Source organism: Flavobacterium erciyesense (assembly GCF_018069925.1).
In the GTDB taxonomy this organism is placed as follows: Bacteria; Bacteroidota; Bacteroidia; order Flavobacteriales; family Flavobacteriaceae; genus Flavobacterium; species Flavobacterium erciyesense.
The window spans coordinates 295,780-316,333 of the sequence record NZ_JAGPXB010000002.1; the positions used below are offsets into that span (position 1 = coordinate 295,780).

Here is a 20,554-nt window from a genome sequence, read left to right on the forward strand (position 1 = left end):
TTAAAATTTCATGAATGAGTATTGAGATTCTAATATAGTTATTTTTTCTCTGACTTTGGCTTGAAATTTCAAATGACTTTCTGATTCGGGGTTGAATGGCTTGTGCGCAAGGCTTTTTTGGAGACTTTCTACCTCATCCATAGTTGACCAAGCTTTTTCGGAAATGACCGCATCTGCAAATCGTTTCCAGATGTAATTAATGGCTGTTTGATTCGGATGCAACATATCATCGGCATAAAAACGATAATCACGCAATTCATCCATCATGATTTCATACGAAGGGAAATAAGCCCCCTCCGCCCCCGAAGGGGGAACTTGCAAAACAGTATGCAAAGCAGAAATTAAATTGGCTTTGCTCCTTTGGTTTTCAACAAAACCGTCTTTGATGTGTCGTACTGGTGAAACTGTAAAAATAAGCTTGCATTGAGGGTTTAGAGTACGAATTAAATTGACTGTATTGGTGATACTTTCTTGTATTGTAGTAACAGTAAGTAATTCTTTCTGAAATTGTTTTTGCGGTACTTTATGACAATTTGCAACAATTTCTTGGCTTTCAATGTTGCGATACACCCACGAAGTTCCGTAAGTGATAATGCAATGGCTTGCTTGCTTGATGTATTGTTGCACGGACACAAGAATTGCATTTAGCGTAGCCAATAATTCGTCTTTATTTGAGGTACTCAAATCAGAATGCGCATCAAAACAATGCCAGCGTTCGTTGTAAAAAAAGACATCGTTATCAGTAAATTCCTTTTTAGAAACAGCATACTCGATAAGTTTTTCAATTGCTAGTGGATGAAAGAGAATTCCAAATGGATTACAGCTATTTTGAAATTTATAATAGTCTAATTTTTCAGCCATATTTACAGCAAAACAGGAACCTATTGAGATGATTTTAGAGGTGTAATCAATAAGAAATTCATTCTTAGGAATGGGAATTGGTGTTGTAAACTGCATAAAAAAAAAAATTAAACTTGTATTGCTTTTGTATTTAGGGTACAAAAAAAGCCCTTTTCTAATGAATCGAAAAGGGCTTTTAAAAAAATTTTATCTTAATAAAAATAGGTGGCTTTTACGTATCCTCGACCATCAGGCGCATCTTCAAAAATTTGTTCAATAAGATAATTGTCTTCATCATATTTCATAGTACAATGGTACATTTTAGCCGAAGATGTAACACTTTCGTCTGCAAAAAGAGTCGCGTTTTCAACAACCATCATAATGCCGTTGTTGGCAGAAATAACCGAAGTATGGTCTAACAAATTAGTAAATCCTGCAATAGCGTTCCAAGGATTTTTTGCTTGGTCGTAATCGTATGAAATCGATGTTGTGGATTTTGCTCCGTTTCCATCAACAACAAAATTTTTCTTGTCAGTGAGAATATTCGAAGTTTTCACAGTTAGGACTCCTGAGTACAAACGTTTTTCTTTTTGATTTTCAAGTTGAAAGCCTTCGTAGGCAATTGTTCCATCAGGATTATGTTGATAACGCACTATCAGTCTGTCAGACGATTCAACTTCAGATAATTTACCTTTCACGTAGGTATATTTAAATGCCGCAATTTTATTGGTTTTCTTATCCGTTTTTTTAATTTGCGAAATCAAGCTATCATCATAAGTGTAATCAACACGCATCAACTCACTGTTAGTACTTACCAAATGATCTCCCTTATAAGAAAAAGTAGTGGTCACCGTCTTACCATCAGCACTTGTCTCAACAATTTTACTTACTAGTTTAGTACTGCCGTTTTTATCTTGACTGCAAGAGGCAAAAAGTAACACTAACAAACTAATAAGTTGTACTATTTTTATTTTTTTCATTGTATATAAAAGTTGCGACTGCAGGTAAAAAATTAAGTAACTACTTTAAATACAGCGCTACATGATGACAAAGTTACGCAAAATAGCTCACATTCTAAAATTTTAGCTCTTTGTCTTATTTTACGAAGGCAATCGCTTGTTCTAATGCTTGTTGGATTCCGTTTGGATTTTTCCCTTTTCCAGAAGCAAAAAACGGTTGTCCACCACCATTTCCATCAATTAATTTTCCTAATTCTCTAATGACAGTTCCAGCATTCAAGCCTTTTTCTGCAACTAATTCTTTAGAAATATAGCAATGAATATTTGGCAAACCTTCTTCGATTGAAGCCAAAAACACGAATGAATTTGGTTTAGTAGTTCCAATAGCTTGCGCCAAATCTTTGGTAGAACTCATTGATAAATCAACTTGTTTTGCCAAAAAGTTAATACCGTTTACCTCTTGAAAATCAGCAACCAAAATATTCTTTAATCCGTCGATTTTCTCTTTTAACAATTGCTCAATCTGTTTTTTCAGCTTCGCATTATCGTCTTGCAATGAAGCTACCGATTTTAAAACATCTTGTGGATTTTTCAAAGTTTCTTTGATTTCTGCCAAAGTATTCTCTTGATTTTGGTAGAAATTTTTAACCGCATCACCTGTTATTGCCTCAATACGACGAATTCCTGCTGCTACTGCACCTTCGGAAATAATTTTGAAATGCCAGATTTCGGCGGTGTTTTTTACGTGAATTCCACCACAAAGTTCTTTGCTTTCGCCAAATTCAATCATTCGAACTGAATCGCCATATTTTTCTCCAAACAAAGCCATTGCACCTTTGTTTAATGCTTCTTGAATTGGAATATTACGGTGTTCTACCAATTGTAATTGTGCTTCAATTTGAGCATTCACACTTGCCTCTACTTGACGTAATTCCTCATCTGAAACTTTAGAGAAGTGCGAAAAGTCAAAACGCAAATAGTTTGGATTTACTAACGAACCTTTTTGCTCTACGTGCGTTCCTAAAAGACTTCTCAATGCCAAATGCATCAAGTGTGTAGCCGAGTGGTTTTTAGAAGTTGACGTTCTTAAATCCGTATTTACTTTTGCTACAAATCTAGCTTCGATATTTTCTGGAAGCTGTTTTGCAAAATGTAAAATCAGATTATTTTCCTTTTTCGTATCAATGATATCAATCGTTTGGTTTGCCGAAACCAATGTTCCTTTATCACCTACTTGTCCTCCACCTTCTGGATAAAATGGCGTATTGTCTAAAACAATTTGATATAAAACACCATCTTTTTTAGAATCTACTTTACGAATACGAGTGATTTTTACTTCGTTTTCTGTTTGGTCGTAACCCACAAACGTCTCTACATTTCCAGGAATCAACACGGTCCAATCTTCGGTTGAAACTTCAGATGCAGCACGCGAACGATTTTTTTGCTCTTGCATAGAAGCATCAAATTCAGCTTCGTTGAAAGACATTCCTTTTTCTTTTAAAATCAGAGCCGTTAAATCTTTTGGAAAACCAAAAGTATCGTACAATTCAAAAGCTTTTGCTCCTGAAACTTCATTTCCTGAAGTTTCTGCAACCACTTTGTCTAACAATTGTAATCCTTGATCTAAAGTTCGTAAAAACGACGCTTCTTCCTCGCGAATTACATTGGTAACCAATTGTTGTTGTGCTTTAATCTCTGGGAAAAACTCTCCCATTTGGTCTGCTAAAACAGCAACTAATTTATTGATAAAAGGTTCTTTGGTATCTAAAAATGTAAATCCGTAACGAATTGCACGACGCAAAATTCTACGAATTACATAACCAGCTCCTGTGTTTGACGGTAATTGTCCGTCAGCAATTGCAAACGCTACGGCACGCACATGATCTACAATAACACGAATGGCAATATTAGTTTTATTCTGTTCCTCTGAAATGTTTTTCACTTCATCAGATGTATATTTAAATCCTGTAATTTGTTCTACTTTCTCAATAAGCGGAGTAAAAACATCTGTATCATAATTAGAAGTTTTTCCTTGTAATGCCATACACAAACGCTCAAATCCCATTCCGGTATCTACGTGCTGTGCTGGAAGTTTCTCCAGTGATCCATCGGCTTTACGGTTAAACTCCATGAATACATTATTCCAGATTTCAACAACTTGTGGATGATCATTATTCACCAAACTTTTTCCTGACACTAAAGCTTTTTCAGCATCGGTACGCAAATCAACGTGTATCTCAGAGCATGGTCCACATGGTCCTTGATCTCCCATTTCCCAAAAGTTGTCTTTCTTGTTTCCAAGAATGATTCGGTCTTCATCAATTAATGTTTTCCAGATATCCCAAGCTTCTTGGTCAAAAGGCACATTGTCTTCTTTGCTTCCTTCAAAAACAGAAACGTATAAATTTTCTTTCGGAATTTTGTACACTTCTGTTAAAAGTTGCCAAGCCCAATTGATGGCTTCTTTTTTGAAATAATCACCAAAAGACCAGTTTCCTAACATTTCGAACATGGTGTGGTGGTAAGTATCAAAACCTACATCTTCCAAGTCATTGTGTTTTCCTGAAACGCGCAGACATTTTTGAGTATCGGCAATTCGGTTGCTTTTTGGAGTTCCGTTTCCTAAAAAAAACTCTTTAAACTGAGCCATTCCTGAGTTATTGAACATCAAGGTAGGATCGTCTTTTAAAACGATAGGCGCCGAAGGCACAATTAAATGCCCTTTGGATGCGAAAAACTCTAAAAACTGCTTACGTACTTGTTGTGATGTCATTTTTTTAATTTAAAAATTTAAAGATTTAACAGTTTAAAGATTATTTAGAATTGAATTTTTCAATTTTTTAATCATTAAATCTTTTTGCTCCTTTTGCCCCAGATAGTAGCGAAAAGCGTTGTGAAATGAAATTTATTTTTTCTTGTACTGGCAGAGCGACCAACGGAAGCTCCTGCAAGGGCAATAGAAAAAACAATTTCATGAAACAACCTTGCAGCGGATAGCTGGATTGGGCACATTGTATTATTAATTCCTGAAAAAAGGCGGTATCGAATGAAACATTTCTTAAATTTGTTCGACTAACCCTTTACAAAGCGCAAAAATAGGGTATTTTAAAATATGTCGAAAGTAAAATATTATTACGATTCTGAAAATCTAGCCTATAGAAAAATAAAAACCAAAAAAAGGCAAAAAATAGGTGTTGCATTACTTTTTGTAGTTGCTGCAGCTTTGTTTGGTTTTTTGAGTTTTATTGTATTGTTGAACACTCCTTATTTTGAAACGCCAAAAGACCGTTTGCAAGCTCGCGAAATTGAAAATTTGAAACTAAATTATGCTATTTTGAACGAACGCTTGGATGAAATGAGTGATGTTGTTGAAGCAATTGAGGATAGAGATAATAATTTGTACCGCGTGTATTTTAACAAAGCTGCAATTCCGGATTCGATCAGAAAAGCGGGTTTTAAGGATAACAATCGTTACCAATTGCTTGCCGGCTTTGACAATTCGGAGTTGGTAAAATCAACTACCAAAAAAGTAGATGTTTTGAGTAAACAACTTGCCATACAATCAAAATCTTTGGATGTCATTTTGAAGCTTGCCGATGCGAAAAGTGATTTTTTGTCAGCCATTCCTGCCATTCAACCGGTGCGAAACGAGAATTTAAAACACATGGCATCTGGTTTCGGGTATCGAACAGATCCTTTTACGAAAGCGCGAAAAATGCATGAAGGAATGGATTTTACAGCAAAATCAGGCACTCCCATTTACGCCACTGGCGATGGAGTTGTGGCAAAAGCAGATAATACTGCCTCGGGTTACGGTAATCATATTGTAATTCGGCACGGATTTGGATATGAAACCTTATACGCACATTTGAGCAAATACAACACTAGAGCCGGGCAACGTGTGAAAAGAGGCGATGTTATAGGATATGTTGGCAGCACAGGACGTTCAGAAGCGCCACATTTGCATTACGAAGTTCATAAGGATAATAAAGTAGTGAACCCGCTTAATTTTTATTACGGAAATATTTCGGCGGTTGAATATGTGGTTATTGCGCAGTTGGCAAATCAAGAGAATCAGTCGTTGGATTAAAAGAGTGAATTGTGAGTTGTGAATTGTGAGTTGTGAATTGTGAGTTGTGAAAAGTGAAAAGTGAATCGTGAGATGTGAATTGTGAGGAGTGAGAAGTGAAAAGTTGAGTCTCATTGAGTGAAAATTAAGTAAAACAAAAAATTAGAAAATAAATAAAAATGCAAATTGATTTACCAAAAGACAAACGATACTACAGCATTGGCGAAGTGGCCAAAGCGTTTGATGTAAATGCATCGCTTATTCGGTTTTGGGACAGTGAATTTGATATTTTAAAACCCAAGAAAAATGCAAAGGGCAACAGAATGTTTACGCCTGAAGACATTACCAATTTGCAATTGATTTATCATTTGGTAAAAGAAAGAGGTTTTACGCTTGAAGGAGCAAAAATTCATTTGAAGGAAGGTCAAAAGAAAACCTTGGATAAATTCGAAATTATAAAAAAACTAGAAGCAATTAGAAATCAATTAACTAATATTAAAAACGAACTTTAGCGTGACGCTAGGAGTACCAAACAATTAAAACAAATAAACATTAAATTAAACAAACATGAGAAGATTTTTGCCTTGGATTATCATTGGAGGATTAGTTGTACTTGCTATTATGTACTACATTAACGTAACTAACGGAGCTGTTGTAGTTGATCAAGCAGTTAAAAAAGAATGGGGTAACGTGGAGACTTCGTACCAAAGACGAAATGATTTAATTGGCAACTTGGTAAATACGGTAAAAGGTGCCGCTGATTTTGAAAAAGAAACACTAACAGCGGTTATTGAAGCTCGTGCCAAAGCTACTTCTGTAACAATTGACCCAGCTAACGTAAGCCCAGAACAATTAGCAGCTTTTAACTCAGCGCAAAGCGGTGTGAGTAGCTCATTATCTAGATTATTGGTTTCTGTAGAACGCTACCCTGAATTGAAAGCAAATTCTAACTTCATGAAATTGCAAGATGAATTGGCTAGTACCGAAAATCAAATTTTAACAGCTAGAACTCGTTTCAACGAATCAGTAGAAGTGTATAACAATTATGTTTTGAAAAATCCTAGAAAATTGTTTCTATCTGACTACAAAGAAAAAGCTGCCTTTAAAGCTGTTGCAGGTGCTGAAAAACCTGTTGAAGTAAAATTCTAAATCCTATTTTTAATTTTGAATAACGATTTTTGATTGCAATCTTGCAGTTAAAAATCGTTATTTGTAATTCAATCCCTTTCTTATGTCAAAAGTAGAAGATTTGTTGAGCAGTGCCGAAGAGCAAGAAGTAGTAGCGGCCATTTGTAGTGCTGAAAAAAATACCTCAGGAGAAATTCGAGTTCATATTGAAAAAACTACTGATCAAGATCCATACGACCGCGCTATGGATGTTTTTCATGAGTTGAAAATGGATGCAACCGAATTGAAAAACGGTGTATTGATTTATTTGGCAGTAGAAGATCGCAATTTTGTTATTTGCGGCGATCAAGGCATCAACGAAGTGGTTCCAGATGATTTTTGGGACTGTACGCGTGACATCATGGTGGCGCACTTCAAAAAAGGCGATTTCAAACAAGGCTTAATTGATGGCATTCACCGCGCTGGCGAACAATTACAACGCTACTTTCCTTGGCAAGAAGGCGATACAAACGAATTATCAAACGAAATCTCAAAAGGATAATGAAGCTATATCCAAAAAATATCTTAACCACACTTTGCTTTATTGGTTTCTTACTGATAAGTTTTTCAGCAAATGCTCAATTTACCATTCCTGCTAAACCAGATTTTCAAACATCCGTATACGATTATGCTAATGTTTTGAGCAGTACCGAAAAAGCACAATTAGAGCAAAAACTCATCCGATATTCTGATTCGACCACTACGCAAATTGTTGTCATAACCATTGAAAGTTTAAAAGGCGAAGATGTAAGTTTACTCGCTACCAGGTGGGCACAAACATGGGGAATAGGCGGCTCAGCTCAAGATGATAACGGCGTGATTGTTCTTTTGGCTAAAGCCGAAAAACGAATTGCTATTAATCCTGGATATGGATTAGAGGACCGATTAACTGCTGGTTTAGGTGGCGAAATTATTCGAAATATTATTGTTCCCGAATTTAAAGCTGGAAGTTTTTACAACGGTTTAGACAAAGGAACGGATGCCTTAATTGACGTTTTTAAAGGAAAATACAAAGGCAAACGCGTTGAAAAAAAATCAAGCAAAGGCTTTCCTATTGGACCTATCATTGTAATCGTGATTGTTTTAATAATTATAGCATCGCGCAGTAAAGGCAACCGAAATAATGGCAATGACGGTGGCGGAGGCATTGGCTCTTCCCTACTCGATGTGATCATTTTAAGCAACCTTGGCCGCGGCGGCGGAGGTGGATTTGGTGGTTCTTCAGGTGGTGGTTTTGGAGGCGGCGGCTTCGGTGGTGGTTTTGGCGGAGGTGGTTTCTCTGGCGGAGGATCTAGCGGAGGTTGGTAAAACCCTACAGCAATTTTAAGATTAAAATAATTCCCTTAATAATTGAAACACTCTTATTTCATGCCACGCAAAAATAAGAGTGTTTATTTAAAATTAGATTTTCATGCTTTCACAAAAAGCCAAATATGCTTTAAAAGCACTTTTGTATTTAGCACAACAAGAAGATACACACGTGTCAAGAACTCTTGAAATTGCTGACGCAGCTTCTATTCCGAAAAAGTTTTTGGAACAAATACTCCTTGACCTTAAACGCGGGCATTTTGTAGGCAGCAAACAAGGCAAACTTGGCGGCTATTACCTTTTAAAATCTAAAAATGAAATCACCTTAGCTGATATTCATCGTCTTTTTGATGGTGCAATCGCTTTACTGCCTTGCGCCTCTTTAAATTTTTACGAACGCTGTTCTGACTGTACTGATGAATCAACATGCGCCTTACGTCACGGGCTAATTGTCATTCGTGAAGAAACACTTAAAGCCATGCAAGGCATCACTATTGCTTCGTTAATACATCGTTAAAAAAATATTTTTTAAACTCTACTAATTTTATAGAATTTATATATATTTGCATCGAAATATTAATAGTAACTCTATTTAAAGCAAGATGAAAAAGATTCAAGTACAAAAATCCCTAGAAGTTTTCAAAAAATTAAACCCCAAATCAATCGGCTGTATGATGTGTATGTGTTAGAAATAAAAAAAATTATTTTAAAACTCTACTAATTACATATACATACTATAAATGAAAAATATTTATCTAAAACTAAGTACAACTTTATTATTTTTTCTAGTTTTCTCCACATCCTTTGCGCAAGTACTTCTTGAAGGAAAAGTAAAAGACGAGCAAGATGCGCCAATTGAAGGTGTCAACATCGTGCTCAAAGGCACCACAAACACTACTACAACACTTGCTGATGGAACTTTCAGTATTGAAGCAAAGTCACTTCCTTTCACACTTATTGTACAATACGCAGGCTACAATACTAAAGAAATTAAAATCACCGAATTACCTACCAACATAAAGCCGCTGGAGATTATCATTTCATACGGAGAAGAAAAAGTACTCTCTGAAGTGGTTGTTACCTCTCGTAGAAGAATAGAAAAAGCACAAGACATACCAATTGCTGTGTCTGTAGTAACCGGAAAACAAGCGGAACAAGCAGGTGCTTTCAACGTAAATCGAGTGAAAGAATTGATTCCTTCGGTACAATTATACTCCTCCAATCCGAGAAATACGGGCATCAACATTAGAGGACTTGGTTCGCCATACGGACTTACTAATGACGGGATTGATCCTGGTGTTGGTTTTTATGTTGATGGTGTGTATTATGCACGTCCAGCAGCCACCACTTTAGACTTTGTAGATATTGACCGTATTGAAGTATTGCGTGGACCACAAGGATCGCTTTTTGGTAAAAACACCACCTCAGGAGCGTTTAACATTACCACCAGAAAACCAAGTTTTACTTCGGGTGCTGATTTTGAAGTAAGCTATGGAAATTACGGTTTCCTTCAAGCTAAAACATCAATAACAGGTGCGTTAAGTAAAAAACTGGCTGGTAGAATCTCATTTTCTGGAACACAAAGAGACGGATTAATTGATAATGTAGCTACTGGAAGACCTACAAATACTTTAAATAATCAAGGAATTAGAGGCCAATTATTGTACAATGCTTCTGAAAACACAAACATTTTATTCGCAGCTGATATCACCACACAACGTCCTGATGGATATGCACAAGTGATTGCTGGTGTAGCGCCAACGCAAAGGGCTGCTTACCGCCAATTTGATGCTATCATTGCCGATTTGAATTACCAACTCCCGAGCAGAAATGCTTTTGACCGTAAAATTGATCACGATACACCATGGCGTTCTGGACAAGATTTAGGTGGCGCATCGCTTAACGTAGATACTAAAATTGGTAAAGGAACTTTGACCTCAACTACAGCATGGCGTTTTTGGAACTGGGATCCTTCAAACGATAGAGATTTTACAGGACTTCAAGTTTTGGCGAAATCACAAAATCCAGCCAGACATACGCAGTTGACACAAGAAATTCGCTATGCAGGGCAAGTATCTTCTAAATTAAGCGGAGTAATTGGTGCCTTTTTTATCGATCAAACGGTTAAGATTAGAGGAACAGAAGAATCTGGAAATGCACAATGGCGTTTTTCTCAATCGCCAGTAAACTACAACAATAACGGCGTTTCAACTCCTGTACCGCTTGCTAGATGGGCTGAACCAGGATTACTTGAAGGCTACGGAATACGCACCATTGCTGATATTCATGCTGTAAGTGCGGCTTTGTTTGGTCAATTAGATTGGCAAGTTACCGATAGATTGCACATTCTACCGGGCTTACGCTACAATTATGACAAAAAGGAATCGAATTACGACCGTCAAACGTACGGAGGTTTACAAACCAACGATCCGCAATTATTGGCAATAAAAAGAGCGGTGTATACCAACCAAACCTTCTCTGCAAACAAAGACAAGTTTGACTTTTCAGGAAATATAACGGTGAATTACAAAGCGACTGATAAAATTAATGGCTACGCTACTTACGCTAAAAGTTACAAACCAGTGGGTGTAAACGTAGCTGGTTTGCCGACTCCTGCTGCTGGACAAACATTGGCTGATCTTGCTGTCATTAGACCCGAAGACGTAAATCATTATGAAATTGGAATAAAAACCTCTCCGTTCAAAAGAGCTATTTTAAACCTGACTTTGTACAATACGGATATCAAAGATTTTCAAACCAATGTACAAGCAGCTGAATTAGGAGTAAATCGTGGTTACCTAGCCAATGCAGACAAAGTACGTGTACGAGGTGCCGAAGTGGATGCTAGTTTTGTAGTCAATGAACATTTTACTTTCAACGGGGCATTGAGCTATACGGATGGAAAATATATTAAATTCACCAATGCTCCGCTACCGCTTGAAGAAACGGGAGCTCCTGTATCTTTCAAAGATGTGTCTGGAAGTACTTTGCCTGGTGTTTCAAAATGGGCCGGAAGTTTAGGCGGAGAATATACCAAATCAGCTAAATTTTTTAGCAACCTAGGTAAATTCTTTGTAGCAATTGACTCGTATGCACGTTCTGAATTTTCATCAAGTCCATCAGCTTCAAAATTCTTGGTGGTTCAAGGATATGCCATCTTGAACGGTCGTTTCGGATTTAGAGCAACCGAAGGATTATCTGTTAACTTTTGGGGTCGAAACTTATTGAACAAAGATTACTTTGAGCAATTATTACCAGCTGGCGGAAATTCTGGACATTATGCTGGTGTTTTAGGTGACCAAAGAACCTACGGAATTACCTTGAAGTATTCGTTGTAAACAACAACTTCAGTCTTTTATAATACAGCACCGCTATCCTATGAGTTAGCGGTGCTTTTTTTATGAGTAATAAATTGAATCAACAGATACGTAACTGCTCTGAAATGGTTGACTTTGTGTACATTTGCAAGCATTTTAAAACTAATGACTCAAAAATTCCTTTTCATTTGTACACTACTCTGTTTGGGGTTGCAAGCACAAACCGTAAAAAAAGTTGACCATCAAAGTATTGTATGGACGCGCTACTACAACCAATTGCTGTTGAGTGAAAAATGGTCTTTACATTCTGAAATCGACAACAGAGTTTTCACAAAACCCATTCAGCAAAATGTTTACGTGTTGCGTGTGCAAGGACGTTACAGAATAAACAGCCATCTAGAAACAGGTGCTGGTTTGGCTCATTTTTCGGTTACTACACAAATACCTGAAATCAATCCCGACTTTAGGATTCCTGAATACCGCGGGCAACAAGACTTGACTTGGAGAATCAGCGGCAAAAAAATAATACTCAATCAGCGTTTCCAAGTAGAGGAACGTTTTATTCACAATGCTAATTCCTTAGGATTGCTAACGGGAACTACTTTTTCATGGCGTTTTAGATACCGCCTGCAAGGAGATTATACGTTTTGGAAAAAAGAAAACCAAGCTGTAAAAGCCATTCTCTCTGATGAAATCATGTTCAATGCTGGAAAATCAACCCGTAAAAACACCTTTGACCAAAACAGAATTTACGCAGCGATACACTTTCAAGCCAGCAACCATTTTTCGTATGAGTTAGGCTACCTCAACAGTTATCAAAGGCGCCCTAGCGGTGTTGACTTTTTTGATCGTGATATTATTCGATTGAGTGTATTTCATCGTTTGAATTGGAAAAAATAAATCATAAAAAAAATCCCGAATTACTTCGGGATTGTCAATCTGGTATTACAGCAGTTTTGGCATTTAAGTAAAACCTATTTAAAGATTATACAAATCTTCCCACTATAAAATCAACTTTTTATTAAGCTTATTAGCCAAAATCTCTTGTGTCAAGTGTTAATGAAGTTTATTCAACACCTAAAATTCCTCTAAATTCATTTTCAATATCTTCAATAAGTTCTACAATATCTTTTTCAATGAAATCAGAAATCTGTTTTATCTTAACAAAAATATCTTGTGCACTTCCTCCCGGCAACATATTTTTAAAATGGCCCATAAAAGATGAAAATTCAGAACCTTTATTCCAATACTCTTTTGATAAATTATCCAATTTTTCAGCTAATTTCCGAGAGAAAAATATTTTGTTTGGAAGATAGTAATTATTAAACTCTTTTATAGCTTTATTCACGCGATCAGCTCTTTCTTGCTCTTCTTTTTCAGCATCTTCAATAACAACATGAGCTCTTCTCGTAAAGTCATACATCGATGATTGAAGTTCTAGAAGCTTAAAATACAATTCCTTTATAACTTTGGCTCTCTCTTGATGAAGTTCAGAAAAGCGAATATTGAAAGTGTTTAATTTTATATCAAGTAAGTGTTGAAAGTCTTTATTATTTTGTTCAATACTTGACTTGTATTTTTCAAGGTGTTGTTTTAAATCATCTTTTTTCAGTTCGATTGTTTCCTCGAAAAAATATTTAATTAGACTTTTGCCAAAAACTAAACCCGTCAGAATGATTAAAGTTGATGGACCGGAGTATTTTAAATATTCTAGTAGTTCTTTCATTTTGTCTGCATATTCATTTAACTTGCCTACATTATTTGGTCGCTTGGCGATTTGGCGAATTTAAGGAACCGAAATCTTTCAGTTAATGCCTAATTTTCCGAGTACAAAACCAACTTAAAATTAAGCCCAAAATCCGCCATATTGCCAAACTGCTGTTAGCACCAGTTATTTTATTTCGTCACTGTCAGGTTTTGTTTTTCTTACTCTTGACGCTACTCTTTTTTCAGGTATACTTATTAATTCTTCCATTAACATTTTTGACCTGCGGTATCTTGAGTAAAGTTCTTTTCTAACACCTGGAGAGCTATTCATAGCTTCTTCGACAAAATATTCTAAAGGTCTGTGTAAATCTCTAATATATTCGATTAATTCAAAATTACCGTTTTCGTAGACTGCTTCGGTTAAGCGTTCTACTGAACTAATCATATCTTCAAATGCTCTTGGGTGAAAACTTCTTTCTCTTTCAAATCTTCTGTTTATTGATAATTCCCTTGTCAAAGAAAGAACTTCTTCAATCAGATCTCTTTCACTCCTCAAATCTTTATTATCAACACTTTTAGCTTTTTCTTCTGCTTCTTTTATCTGGCTTTCAAGTTTTGGCCACCACATTTCAAATACACTATCTATTACATCTGGTGCCAAAGCAGTTTCTCCTAATTCTGAGTTAACCATTTTAACAACTTTTTTCATTTCTGATTTTGAAAATCTAGCTGCTTGAAATTGTACTAAAGGACCTTGAATATCTGAAGGTTCTATACCGAAAAGTAATGGGACAACTTTAGATTTTTCAATGTTTTTTGATAACGCTCCAGCTTCAAACATTATCCAATTACTGTCAAGATTATCTTTTGTCAAACATATAATTCCAATTTTAGAAGCGTCTAGCTCTTTTGAAATTTCTGAACTCCATCTAGTTCCTTTTGTTATATCATCTGGAGAATAATATGGTTTTGCTGCTTGAATAACTCCTGGTATCCATTGTCTAAATATTTCTGCAATGTTTTTTGAAAGGTCGCCTGACCAGCTAATAAATATTCTCATAATTTAATTTTTCTGTTTTGTGGTGTATAATTGGTGCTAACTAATGTATATGTCTCATAAAACAAATCCAATCTATCCTAATATAGATTGCTTCATGCCATTGCTATATCTCTTGTTTCTACGAATATAACTATAATCATTATATTAAAAATAAAAAACCTACAAATGGTTAATAAATCCGTTATCAAACAATAAATACTACAAAAAAAGCCCAAGAATAAAATCTTAGGCTTTTGGTATCTGCTAAACAAAAAAACCACTTCGTTACAAAGTGGTTTTCTATTCTTATTTCTCTCTAATATAAATATCGATTGGCACTCCTGAAAAATCCCAATTTTCTCTAATTTTATTTTCAAGGTAACGTTTGTACGGTTCCTTAACATATTGCGGCATGTTGGCAAAAAATACAAACTGAGGCGTTTGTGTAGGCAACTGCATGCAATATTTAATTTTTACATATTTCCCTTTGGTAGCTGGTGGCGGATAGGCCTCAATTACCTTAAGCATGAATTCGTTAAATTTAGAAGTCGCAATACGCTGCTGTCTGTTTTCGTATACTTTTACCGTAGCTTCTAATGCTTTTAGCAAACGCTGCTTGGTCAAAGCCGAAACAAAAAGAATTGGCACATCCGTAAACGGCATTAATTCTTTCTTGATTTTCTCTTCGTAATCGCGGGTTGACATGGTATCTTTTTCAACCAAATCCCATTTGTTTACCAAGATTACAACCCCTTTGCGGTTTTTTTCGGCCAACCAAAAAATACTTTGGTCTTGTCCTTCAAATCCTCGGGTAGCATCAATAACAAGGATACAAATATCAGCATGTTCAATAGCACGCACAGAACGCATTACCGAGTAAAATTCTAAATCTTCTTTTACCTTAGCCTTACGACGAATTCCCGCAGTATCCACCAAGTTAAATTCAAACCCAAAACGGTCAAACTTCGTATCAATAGCATCACGCGTAGTACCCGCAATGTCTGTTACCATAAAACGTTCTTTACCAATCAAGGCATTGATAAAACTTGATTTACCAGCATTTGGTCGCCCAACTACTGCAAAACGTGGCAATACCACTTCCTCTTGAACAGGTTCTGGTTTTACTGGGAAAGCATCAATTAAGGCATCCAATAAATCTCCTGTTCCACTACCTGATATACTCGCAAACGTATAGTATTCACCTAAACCTAAGTTGTAAAACTCTAAGGCATCTTTCTCACGCATGGCGTTGTCTACCTTGTTTACCGCCAGCAAAACCGGCTTAGTCACTTTACGCAACAAGCGCGCCACAACATCATCCATAGGCGTAATGCCTTCCTCAACATCAACCACAAAAATGATGACATCGGCCTCATCAATAGCCAGTTCAACTTGCTTGCGGATCTCGCCCTCAAACACGTCATCAGAACCTTTTATGTAACCACCAGTATCAATTACAGAAAATTCTTTTCCGTTCCACTCGCTTTTACCATAGTTTCTATCGCGGGTCACCCCAGATACTGAATCTACAATAGCTTCTCTTCTTTGTATCAGCCTATTAAAAAGGGTCGATTTCCCCACATTAGGTCTTCCTACTATCGCAACAATGTTATTCATAATATAATTTGAAAATTCGTTTTTCCGAAACCTTATTTTTTCGTTTCGGGTGGCAAAGGTAGTGTTTAAAAGCGTGATTATCAATTTTTTTCGAATATTAGCCACATTAGCAAAACCTAACCACCTCATCTTCAAAACAAAACTCACAACCGTACCACTACCCTATGTATTTATTCGTTCTTCGAATATTCTAAAATATCGCCTGGCTGGCAATCTAAGGCTTTACAAATAGCTTCCAAAGTACTAAAACGAACCGCCTTAGCCTTTCCTGTTTTTAATATGGATAAATTTGACAAGGTTAAATCTACCTTCTCCGAGAGCTCGTTCAATGACATCTTGCGCTTGGCCATCATCACATCTAGGTTTACAATTATTGCCATAACTTAAATGGTTAGTTCGTTTTCTTGCTGCATTTCGATTCCCTTTTTTATAATTTGCCCAATCACCAATAAAATTACACTGGTAAACCACCACACATCACCACCACCAAAACTCAAATCGGCAACATTAGGCATTTGTAGTCCGTCTTGAATCAAATTCTTTGTAAAGCCTGCTCCCCACAAAGAAAAAAGCCCGATTCCAAAAGAAATAGTAGCCACCAAATCAATAAATTTCTTCAAAGAATCATTAAACGGCTGTGCCAAATCAATTTTTTTACTGTGAAAAACAAGTACAATAGTATAAAACAATACCGCTTTCAACACCGCAACAATGCACATTAAAACGGTCAAAGTCACATAATGCGACTGGTTGAAATAATACAAAGCTTCCAAATCAACCTCTGTCCAAAACTTACTTGCCCCAGCAGGATTGAGCAGTAACGTAAAAACAGTATTAAAAATAAAGCCACCCGCCTGGATGCACAGCCCCACAAAAATAATCCAAGATACTACTTGCACTACTTTAAAAACAAAATTGGTTTTTCTAGACATGATACAAAGTATTTAAAATTAAAATACAAATATATTGATATTTATTGAAAAACAATAAAAATAAATCTTTTATCAAAATATTTTTATCGCTTTTAAAATCATCAGGAGCCATTCCAGCGCTACAATACAACTCCTCGCGCCTCAAGGAGCTGTTGCAAAGCCCGTGCAGGAGCTTCCTTTGGTCGCTCTGTACGCGCAGCAACAACATCCTTTTTTCGCTGCGGGGTTTCCTTTTCGCTCTGGGCTAAAAAAAAATCAGTACAAGAGACTAACTCTCGTACTGATTTTAAATATTGCATTTAAATGAAAACTAAAAAATTACCATCAATTCACTCCTCACTCCTCACCTCTCACTTTTCACTCCTCACTTCTCACTATTGATTATACCCAAAACGCTTCAACATATTTGCGTTACTTCTCCAGTTTTTGTTCACTTTTACATAAAGCTCAATGTGAATTTGTTTTCCAAAGAATTTCTCTAAATCTTCACGCGCCTCAGTACCTACCTTTTTTAAAGCGGCACCTTTATGACCAATCACAATTCCTTTTTGAGTTTCGCGCTCCACCATAATCAAAGAACGAATGCGAATGATATTGTCGTCTTCAAAAAATTCTTCGGTAACAATTTCAACTGCGTACGGAATCTCTTTGCTGTAATTCAACAAGATTTTTTCACGAATGGTTTCATTCACAAAAAAACGTTCTGGCTTATCCGTAAGCTGATCTTTTGGGTAATACGCTGGCGACTCTGGCAAAAGTGTAATGATTCTTTGAAAAACCTCAGGAACATTAAAATTTTGCAAGGCTGATATTGGATATATTTCAGCATTCGGAACTTTGGCTGTCCAAAAAGCCACTTGTTGCTCTAATTGTTCTTGGTTCGAATTGTCAATTTTGTTCAGCAATAGCAAAACTGGAATTTTCGAGTGGATGATTTTATTAAAAAACGCTTCGTCTTTAAGTTCCTGCTCCCCTATTTCGACCATGTAAATCAAGACATCAGCATCTTCAAAAGCCGATTTCACGAAGTTCATCATCGATTCCTGCATTTCGTAGGCAGGTTTAATGATTCCTGGCGTATCCGATAAGATCAATTGAAAATCCTCACCGTTTACAATACCTAGAATTCTATGACGAGTTGTTTGTGCTTTTGAAGTAATAATTGATAATCGCTCTCCAACAAAGGCATTCATTAATGTTGATTTACCAACATTTGGATTCCCGATGATGTTTACAAAACCTGCTTTATGTGACATTTCTACTAAAATTTATGCCACAAAGGTAGTCATATCAAGTGAATAGACGAAATAAAACATTTTTTTAAATTTATGTTGTAAAATGCAGAAATTGATTGTATCTTTGCACCCGAAACAACGCAGGACAGAGCAGTAATGCTTTCGTAGGGTTTCATATCCGCCACGGCGGACACAGGTTCTGAAACATTGATTAAAAATATATCGCGGGATAGAGCAGTAGGCAGCTCGTCGGGCTCATAACCCGAAGGTCACAGGTTCGAGTCCTGTTCCCGCTACTAAGTAGTCTTATTGAGATTACAAAACACACATCGCGGGATAGAGCAGTAGGCAGCTCGTCGGGCTCATAACCCGAAGGTCACAGGTTCGAGTCCTGTTCCCGCTACTAGGAAAGCTTCAGAGAAATCTGAAGCTTTTTTTGTTTATCTTAGGTTTATTTAGATCGTAGACATGAATTAGGAAGGCGTTGCTTCACGAATGTCTCCGACTTCGCGCCATTTAAAATATTTTTTCACCGCAAATTCGCAGATTATGGTATTATTTAATCTGCGAATTTGCGGTTATCTTAGATTTAATAAAGCTTATTCAGTTTGCGCGTGCGAAGTCGGAGACATTCGCACAGCTTTCGATAAGGTGCTTTTGTGAGAGAGCGAGGAGAGCAATTTGAAAGGCCTTGCTTAGCAAATGCGTCCGACTTCGCGCCATTTAAAATATTTTTTTACCGCAAATTCGCAGATTATGGTATTATTCAATCTGCGAATTTGCGGTACTATTAAATTTAATAAAGCTTATTAAGATTACGAGTTCGAATTCAGAGACATTCGCACAGCTTTTGATATGACACTTTCCTGAGAAAGCGGGAACTATTACGAAAACACCACTTGAAAAAGCTGGTGTTTTTTGCTTTTAAAAAACTCATAATCACCCTGATTTTCTTGCCTTTAAATCCAAAAATTGATTCTCTAAAAAATAAATTAAAAAAAATGCTTTTTTTGAGGTAACAATTAATCTAGTGCTGTATCAAAAGGTAAACTTTAAAAAAATACATCTTATGAAAACGAAATCTATTTTAATTATTGCATTTTTCCTTTTGGTCTCAACATCTGTTTTAGCTCAAACCTCCTTCAAAGTAGAGGTAAAAGGAAAAGGAACTCCCGTCTTGTTGTTTCCTGGTTTTGGCTGTACAGGTGAAGTTTGGAATGAAACAGTGGCCGAACTTTCTAAAACTAACGAATGTCATATTTTTACTTTTGCGGGATTTGGGAATGTCCCACCAATTGAAACTCCTTGGTTAGCTACCATCAAAGATCAAGTCATTTCCTATGTCAAAACTAAAAAAATAAAGAATGCTACATTAATTGGTCATAGTTTAGGAGGTACTTTAAGTTTGTGGTTAGCTTCTCAAGAAACCAATTTGTTCAAAAAATTAATAATCGTTGATGCTTTACCTGCAACTGCCGCTTTAATGATACCTAACTACAAGGGAGAAATTATACCGTATGACAATCCGCAAAGTAAAATGATGATGACTATGGACCAAAAAGCGTTTGACGGAATGAATTCGCAGTCAACTTCTTTTATGTGTATGAACAAAGAAAAACAAAAAACTATCAATGAATGGATGCGTCTTGTAGATCGAAAAACTTACGTTCACGGTTATATTGACATGCTAAACTTAGACCTGCGAAAAGAAATTTCTAAAATAAAAATTCCTGTTGTAATTTTAGCTGCTTCAAATCCAGATCTTACCACAGTACAAAACACCTATAAAGCCCAATATGAAAACCTGCCTTCTGTTAAAATGGAGTATGCAGCAAACTCCGCTCATTTTGTTATGTACGATCAACCGGAATGGTTTATGAATAAAGTAAAATTTGAATTAAAATAAAGTGGCTAAAAAAGAACTATTCGACGAGATTTATTACAAGCATTACAATAAAGTATTTCGATTGTGCAAAGGATATTTTTGTGGCGATACCGCATTAGCCTCTGATGCGACTCAGGAAATCTTTATCAAAGTCTGGGAGAAATTAGACACTTTTAGAAATGAATCCAGCATCAGCACTTGGATTTACAGAATTGCAGTAAACACTTGCCTTCTTTATTTGAGAAAATCATCTACAAAGAAAGAAATCAGGACCGATATTCTACCTCAGGTTGTTTCAGAAACCTATTCGAGCGAAAAAGATGAACAGCTTAGACAAATGTATCAATGCATACAAAAATTGGAAGAAACGAACAAGATGATCATCCTGATGACTTTAGACGGTTTAGAATATCAGGAAATAGCAGAAGTAATCGGGATAAGCGAAGAAACCCTTCGCGTTAGAATTCATAGAATTAAAA

Annotated in this window: 19 protein-coding genes and 2 tRNA genes; 12 read left to right on the plus strand and 9 right to left on the minus strand. The window is 36.3% G+C overall.

What is annotated here, in order from left to right:
• The 3 genes from KBJ98_RS04305 to alaS all read right to left on the minus strand — a co-directional run bounded on the left by KBJ98_RS04305 (nucleotide 1) and on the right by alaS (nucleotide 4,572).
• Complete coding sequence (locus tag KBJ98_RS04305) at nucleotides 1-957, minus strand: GSCFA domain-containing protein (protein WP_210788421.1); 957 nt, start codon at nucleotides 955-957, stop codon at nucleotides 1-3.
• 95 nt (nucleotides 958-1,052) lie between these two features.
• A complete protein-coding gene (locus KBJ98_RS04310) occupies nucleotides 1,053-1,820 on the minus strand; it encodes a hypothetical protein (protein WP_210788422.1) in 768 nt (255 codons plus the stop codon).
• Between the two features lie 115 nt (nucleotides 1,821-1,935).
• A complete protein-coding gene (gene alaS / locus KBJ98_RS04315) occupies nucleotides 1,936-4,572 on the minus strand; it encodes an alanine--tRNA ligase (RefSeq protein WP_210788423.1) in 2,637 nt (878 codons plus the stop codon).
• Between the two features lie 339 nt (nucleotides 4,573-4,911).
• Here alaS and KBJ98_RS04320 point away from each other — a divergent pair, with 339 nt between their 5' ends.
• From KBJ98_RS04320 to KBJ98_RS04355, 8 genes are all read left to right on the plus strand, one after another.
• Nucleotides 4,912-5,889, plus strand: a complete 978-nt coding sequence (locus tag KBJ98_RS04320; RefSeq protein ID WP_210788424.1) for a M23 family metallopeptidase — start codon at nucleotides 4,912-4,914, stop codon at nucleotides 5,887-5,889.
• A gap of 158 nt (nucleotides 5,890-6,047) precedes the next feature.
• Nucleotides 6,048-6,380, plus strand: coding sequence for a MerR family transcriptional regulator (locus KBJ98_RS04325; RefSeq protein ID WP_166133439.1), 333 nt, complete (start codon nucleotides 6,048-6,050; stop codon nucleotides 6,378-6,380).
• A gap of 55 nt (nucleotides 6,381-6,435) precedes the next feature.
• Entirely contained in the window at nucleotides 6,436-7,017 is a 582-nt protein-coding gene (locus KBJ98_RS04330) for a LemA family protein (protein WP_210788425.1), read from the plus strand.
• An 82-nt stretch (nucleotides 7,018-7,099) separates the two neighbouring features.
• Nucleotides 7,100-7,537 carry a TPM domain-containing protein gene (locus KBJ98_RS04335; protein ID WP_166133435.1) on the plus strand — a complete coding sequence of 146 codons (438 nt, stop codon included), beginning with the start codon at nucleotides 7,100-7,102 and terminating at the stop codon, nucleotides 7,535-7,537.
• Complete coding sequence (locus KBJ98_RS04340) at nucleotides 7,537-8,343, plus strand: TPM domain-containing protein (RefSeq protein WP_210788426.1); 807 nt, start codon at nucleotides 7,537-7,539, stop codon at nucleotides 8,341-8,343. The genes KBJ98_RS04335 and KBJ98_RS04340 overlap by 1 nt, the downstream gene beginning before the upstream one ends.
• A 103-nt stretch (nucleotides 8,344-8,446) precedes the next feature.
• Nucleotides 8,447-8,860 carry an RrF2 family transcriptional regulator gene (locus tag KBJ98_RS04345; RefSeq protein WP_166133432.1) on the plus strand — a complete coding sequence of 138 codons (414 nt, stop codon included), beginning with the start codon at nucleotides 8,447-8,449 and terminating at the stop codon, nucleotides 8,858-8,860.
• A gap of 223 nt (nucleotides 8,861-9,083) precedes the next feature.
• Complete coding sequence (locus tag KBJ98_RS04350) at nucleotides 9,084-11,681, plus strand: TonB-dependent receptor (protein ID WP_210788427.1); 2,598 nt, start codon at nucleotides 9,084-9,086, stop codon at nucleotides 11,679-11,681.
• 144 nt (nucleotides 11,682-11,825) lie between these two features.
• On the plus strand, nucleotides 11,826-12,560 hold the full coding sequence (locus KBJ98_RS04355) for a DUF2490 domain-containing protein (protein ID WP_210788428.1): 735 nt from the start codon (nucleotides 11,826-11,828) through the stop codon (nucleotides 12,558-12,560).
• A 166-nt stretch (nucleotides 12,561-12,726) separates the two neighbouring features.
• Here KBJ98_RS04355 and KBJ98_RS04360 read toward each other — a convergent pair whose 3' ends face one another.
• The 6 genes from KBJ98_RS04360 to era form a co-directional block, all read right to left on the minus strand.
• The gene (locus KBJ98_RS04360) at nucleotides 12,727-13,386 is read right to left on the minus strand and encodes a hypothetical protein (protein WP_210788429.1); all 660 of its coding nucleotides are present in this window, start codon (nucleotides 13,384-13,386) and stop codon (nucleotides 12,727-12,729) included.
• Between the two features lie 165 nt (nucleotides 13,387-13,551).
• Nucleotides 13,552-14,427 carry a toll/interleukin-1 receptor domain-containing protein gene (locus KBJ98_RS04365; RefSeq protein ID WP_210788430.1) on the minus strand — a complete coding sequence of 292 codons (876 nt, stop codon included), beginning with the start codon at nucleotides 14,425-14,427 and terminating at the stop codon, nucleotides 13,552-13,554.
• A 285-nt stretch (nucleotides 14,428-14,712) separates the two neighbouring features.
• The gene (der, locus tag KBJ98_RS04370; protein WP_144889166.1) at nucleotides 14,713-16,023 is read right to left on the minus strand and encodes a ribosome biogenesis GTPase Der; all 1,311 of its coding nucleotides are present in this window, start codon (nucleotides 16,021-16,023) and stop codon (nucleotides 14,713-14,715) included.
• Nucleotides 16,024-16,193: 170 nt separating this feature from the next.
• Nucleotides 16,194-16,403: a helix-turn-helix domain-containing protein gene (locus KBJ98_RS04375; RefSeq protein ID WP_086453359.1), complete on the minus strand. Its 210-nt coding sequence runs from the start codon at nucleotides 16,401-16,403 to the stop codon at nucleotides 16,194-16,196.
• A gap of 3 nt (nucleotides 16,404-16,406) precedes the next feature.
• Entirely contained in the window at nucleotides 16,407-16,955 is a 549-nt protein-coding gene (locus KBJ98_RS04380) for a DUF2975 domain-containing protein (RefSeq protein ID WP_210788431.1), read from the minus strand.
• 374 nt (nucleotides 16,956-17,329) lie between these two features.
• Nucleotides 17,330-18,211: a GTPase Era gene (era, locus tag KBJ98_RS04385; protein WP_166133420.1), complete on the minus strand. Its 882-nt coding sequence runs from the start codon at nucleotides 18,209-18,211 to the stop codon at nucleotides 17,330-17,332.
• Between the two features lie 202 nt (nucleotides 18,212-18,413).
• Here era and KBJ98_RS04390 point away from each other — a divergent pair.
• From KBJ98_RS04390 to KBJ98_RS04405, 4 genes are all read left to right on the plus strand, one after another.
• Nucleotides 18,414-18,486, plus strand: a tRNA-Met gene (locus KBJ98_RS04390).
• Between the two features lie 34 nt (nucleotides 18,487-18,520).
• Nucleotides 18,521-18,593 (plus strand) — tRNA-Met (locus KBJ98_RS04395).
• Nucleotides 18,594-19,259: 666 nt separating this feature from the next.
• A complete protein-coding gene (locus KBJ98_RS04400; RefSeq protein WP_210788432.1) occupies nucleotides 19,260-20,096 on the plus strand; it encodes an alpha/beta fold hydrolase in 837 nt (278 codons plus the stop codon).
• 1 nt (nucleotide 20,097) lies between these two features.
• On the plus strand, nucleotides 20,098-20,554 hold a 457-nt coding region (locus KBJ98_RS04405), incomplete at its 3' end, for an RNA polymerase sigma factor (RefSeq protein WP_210788433.1).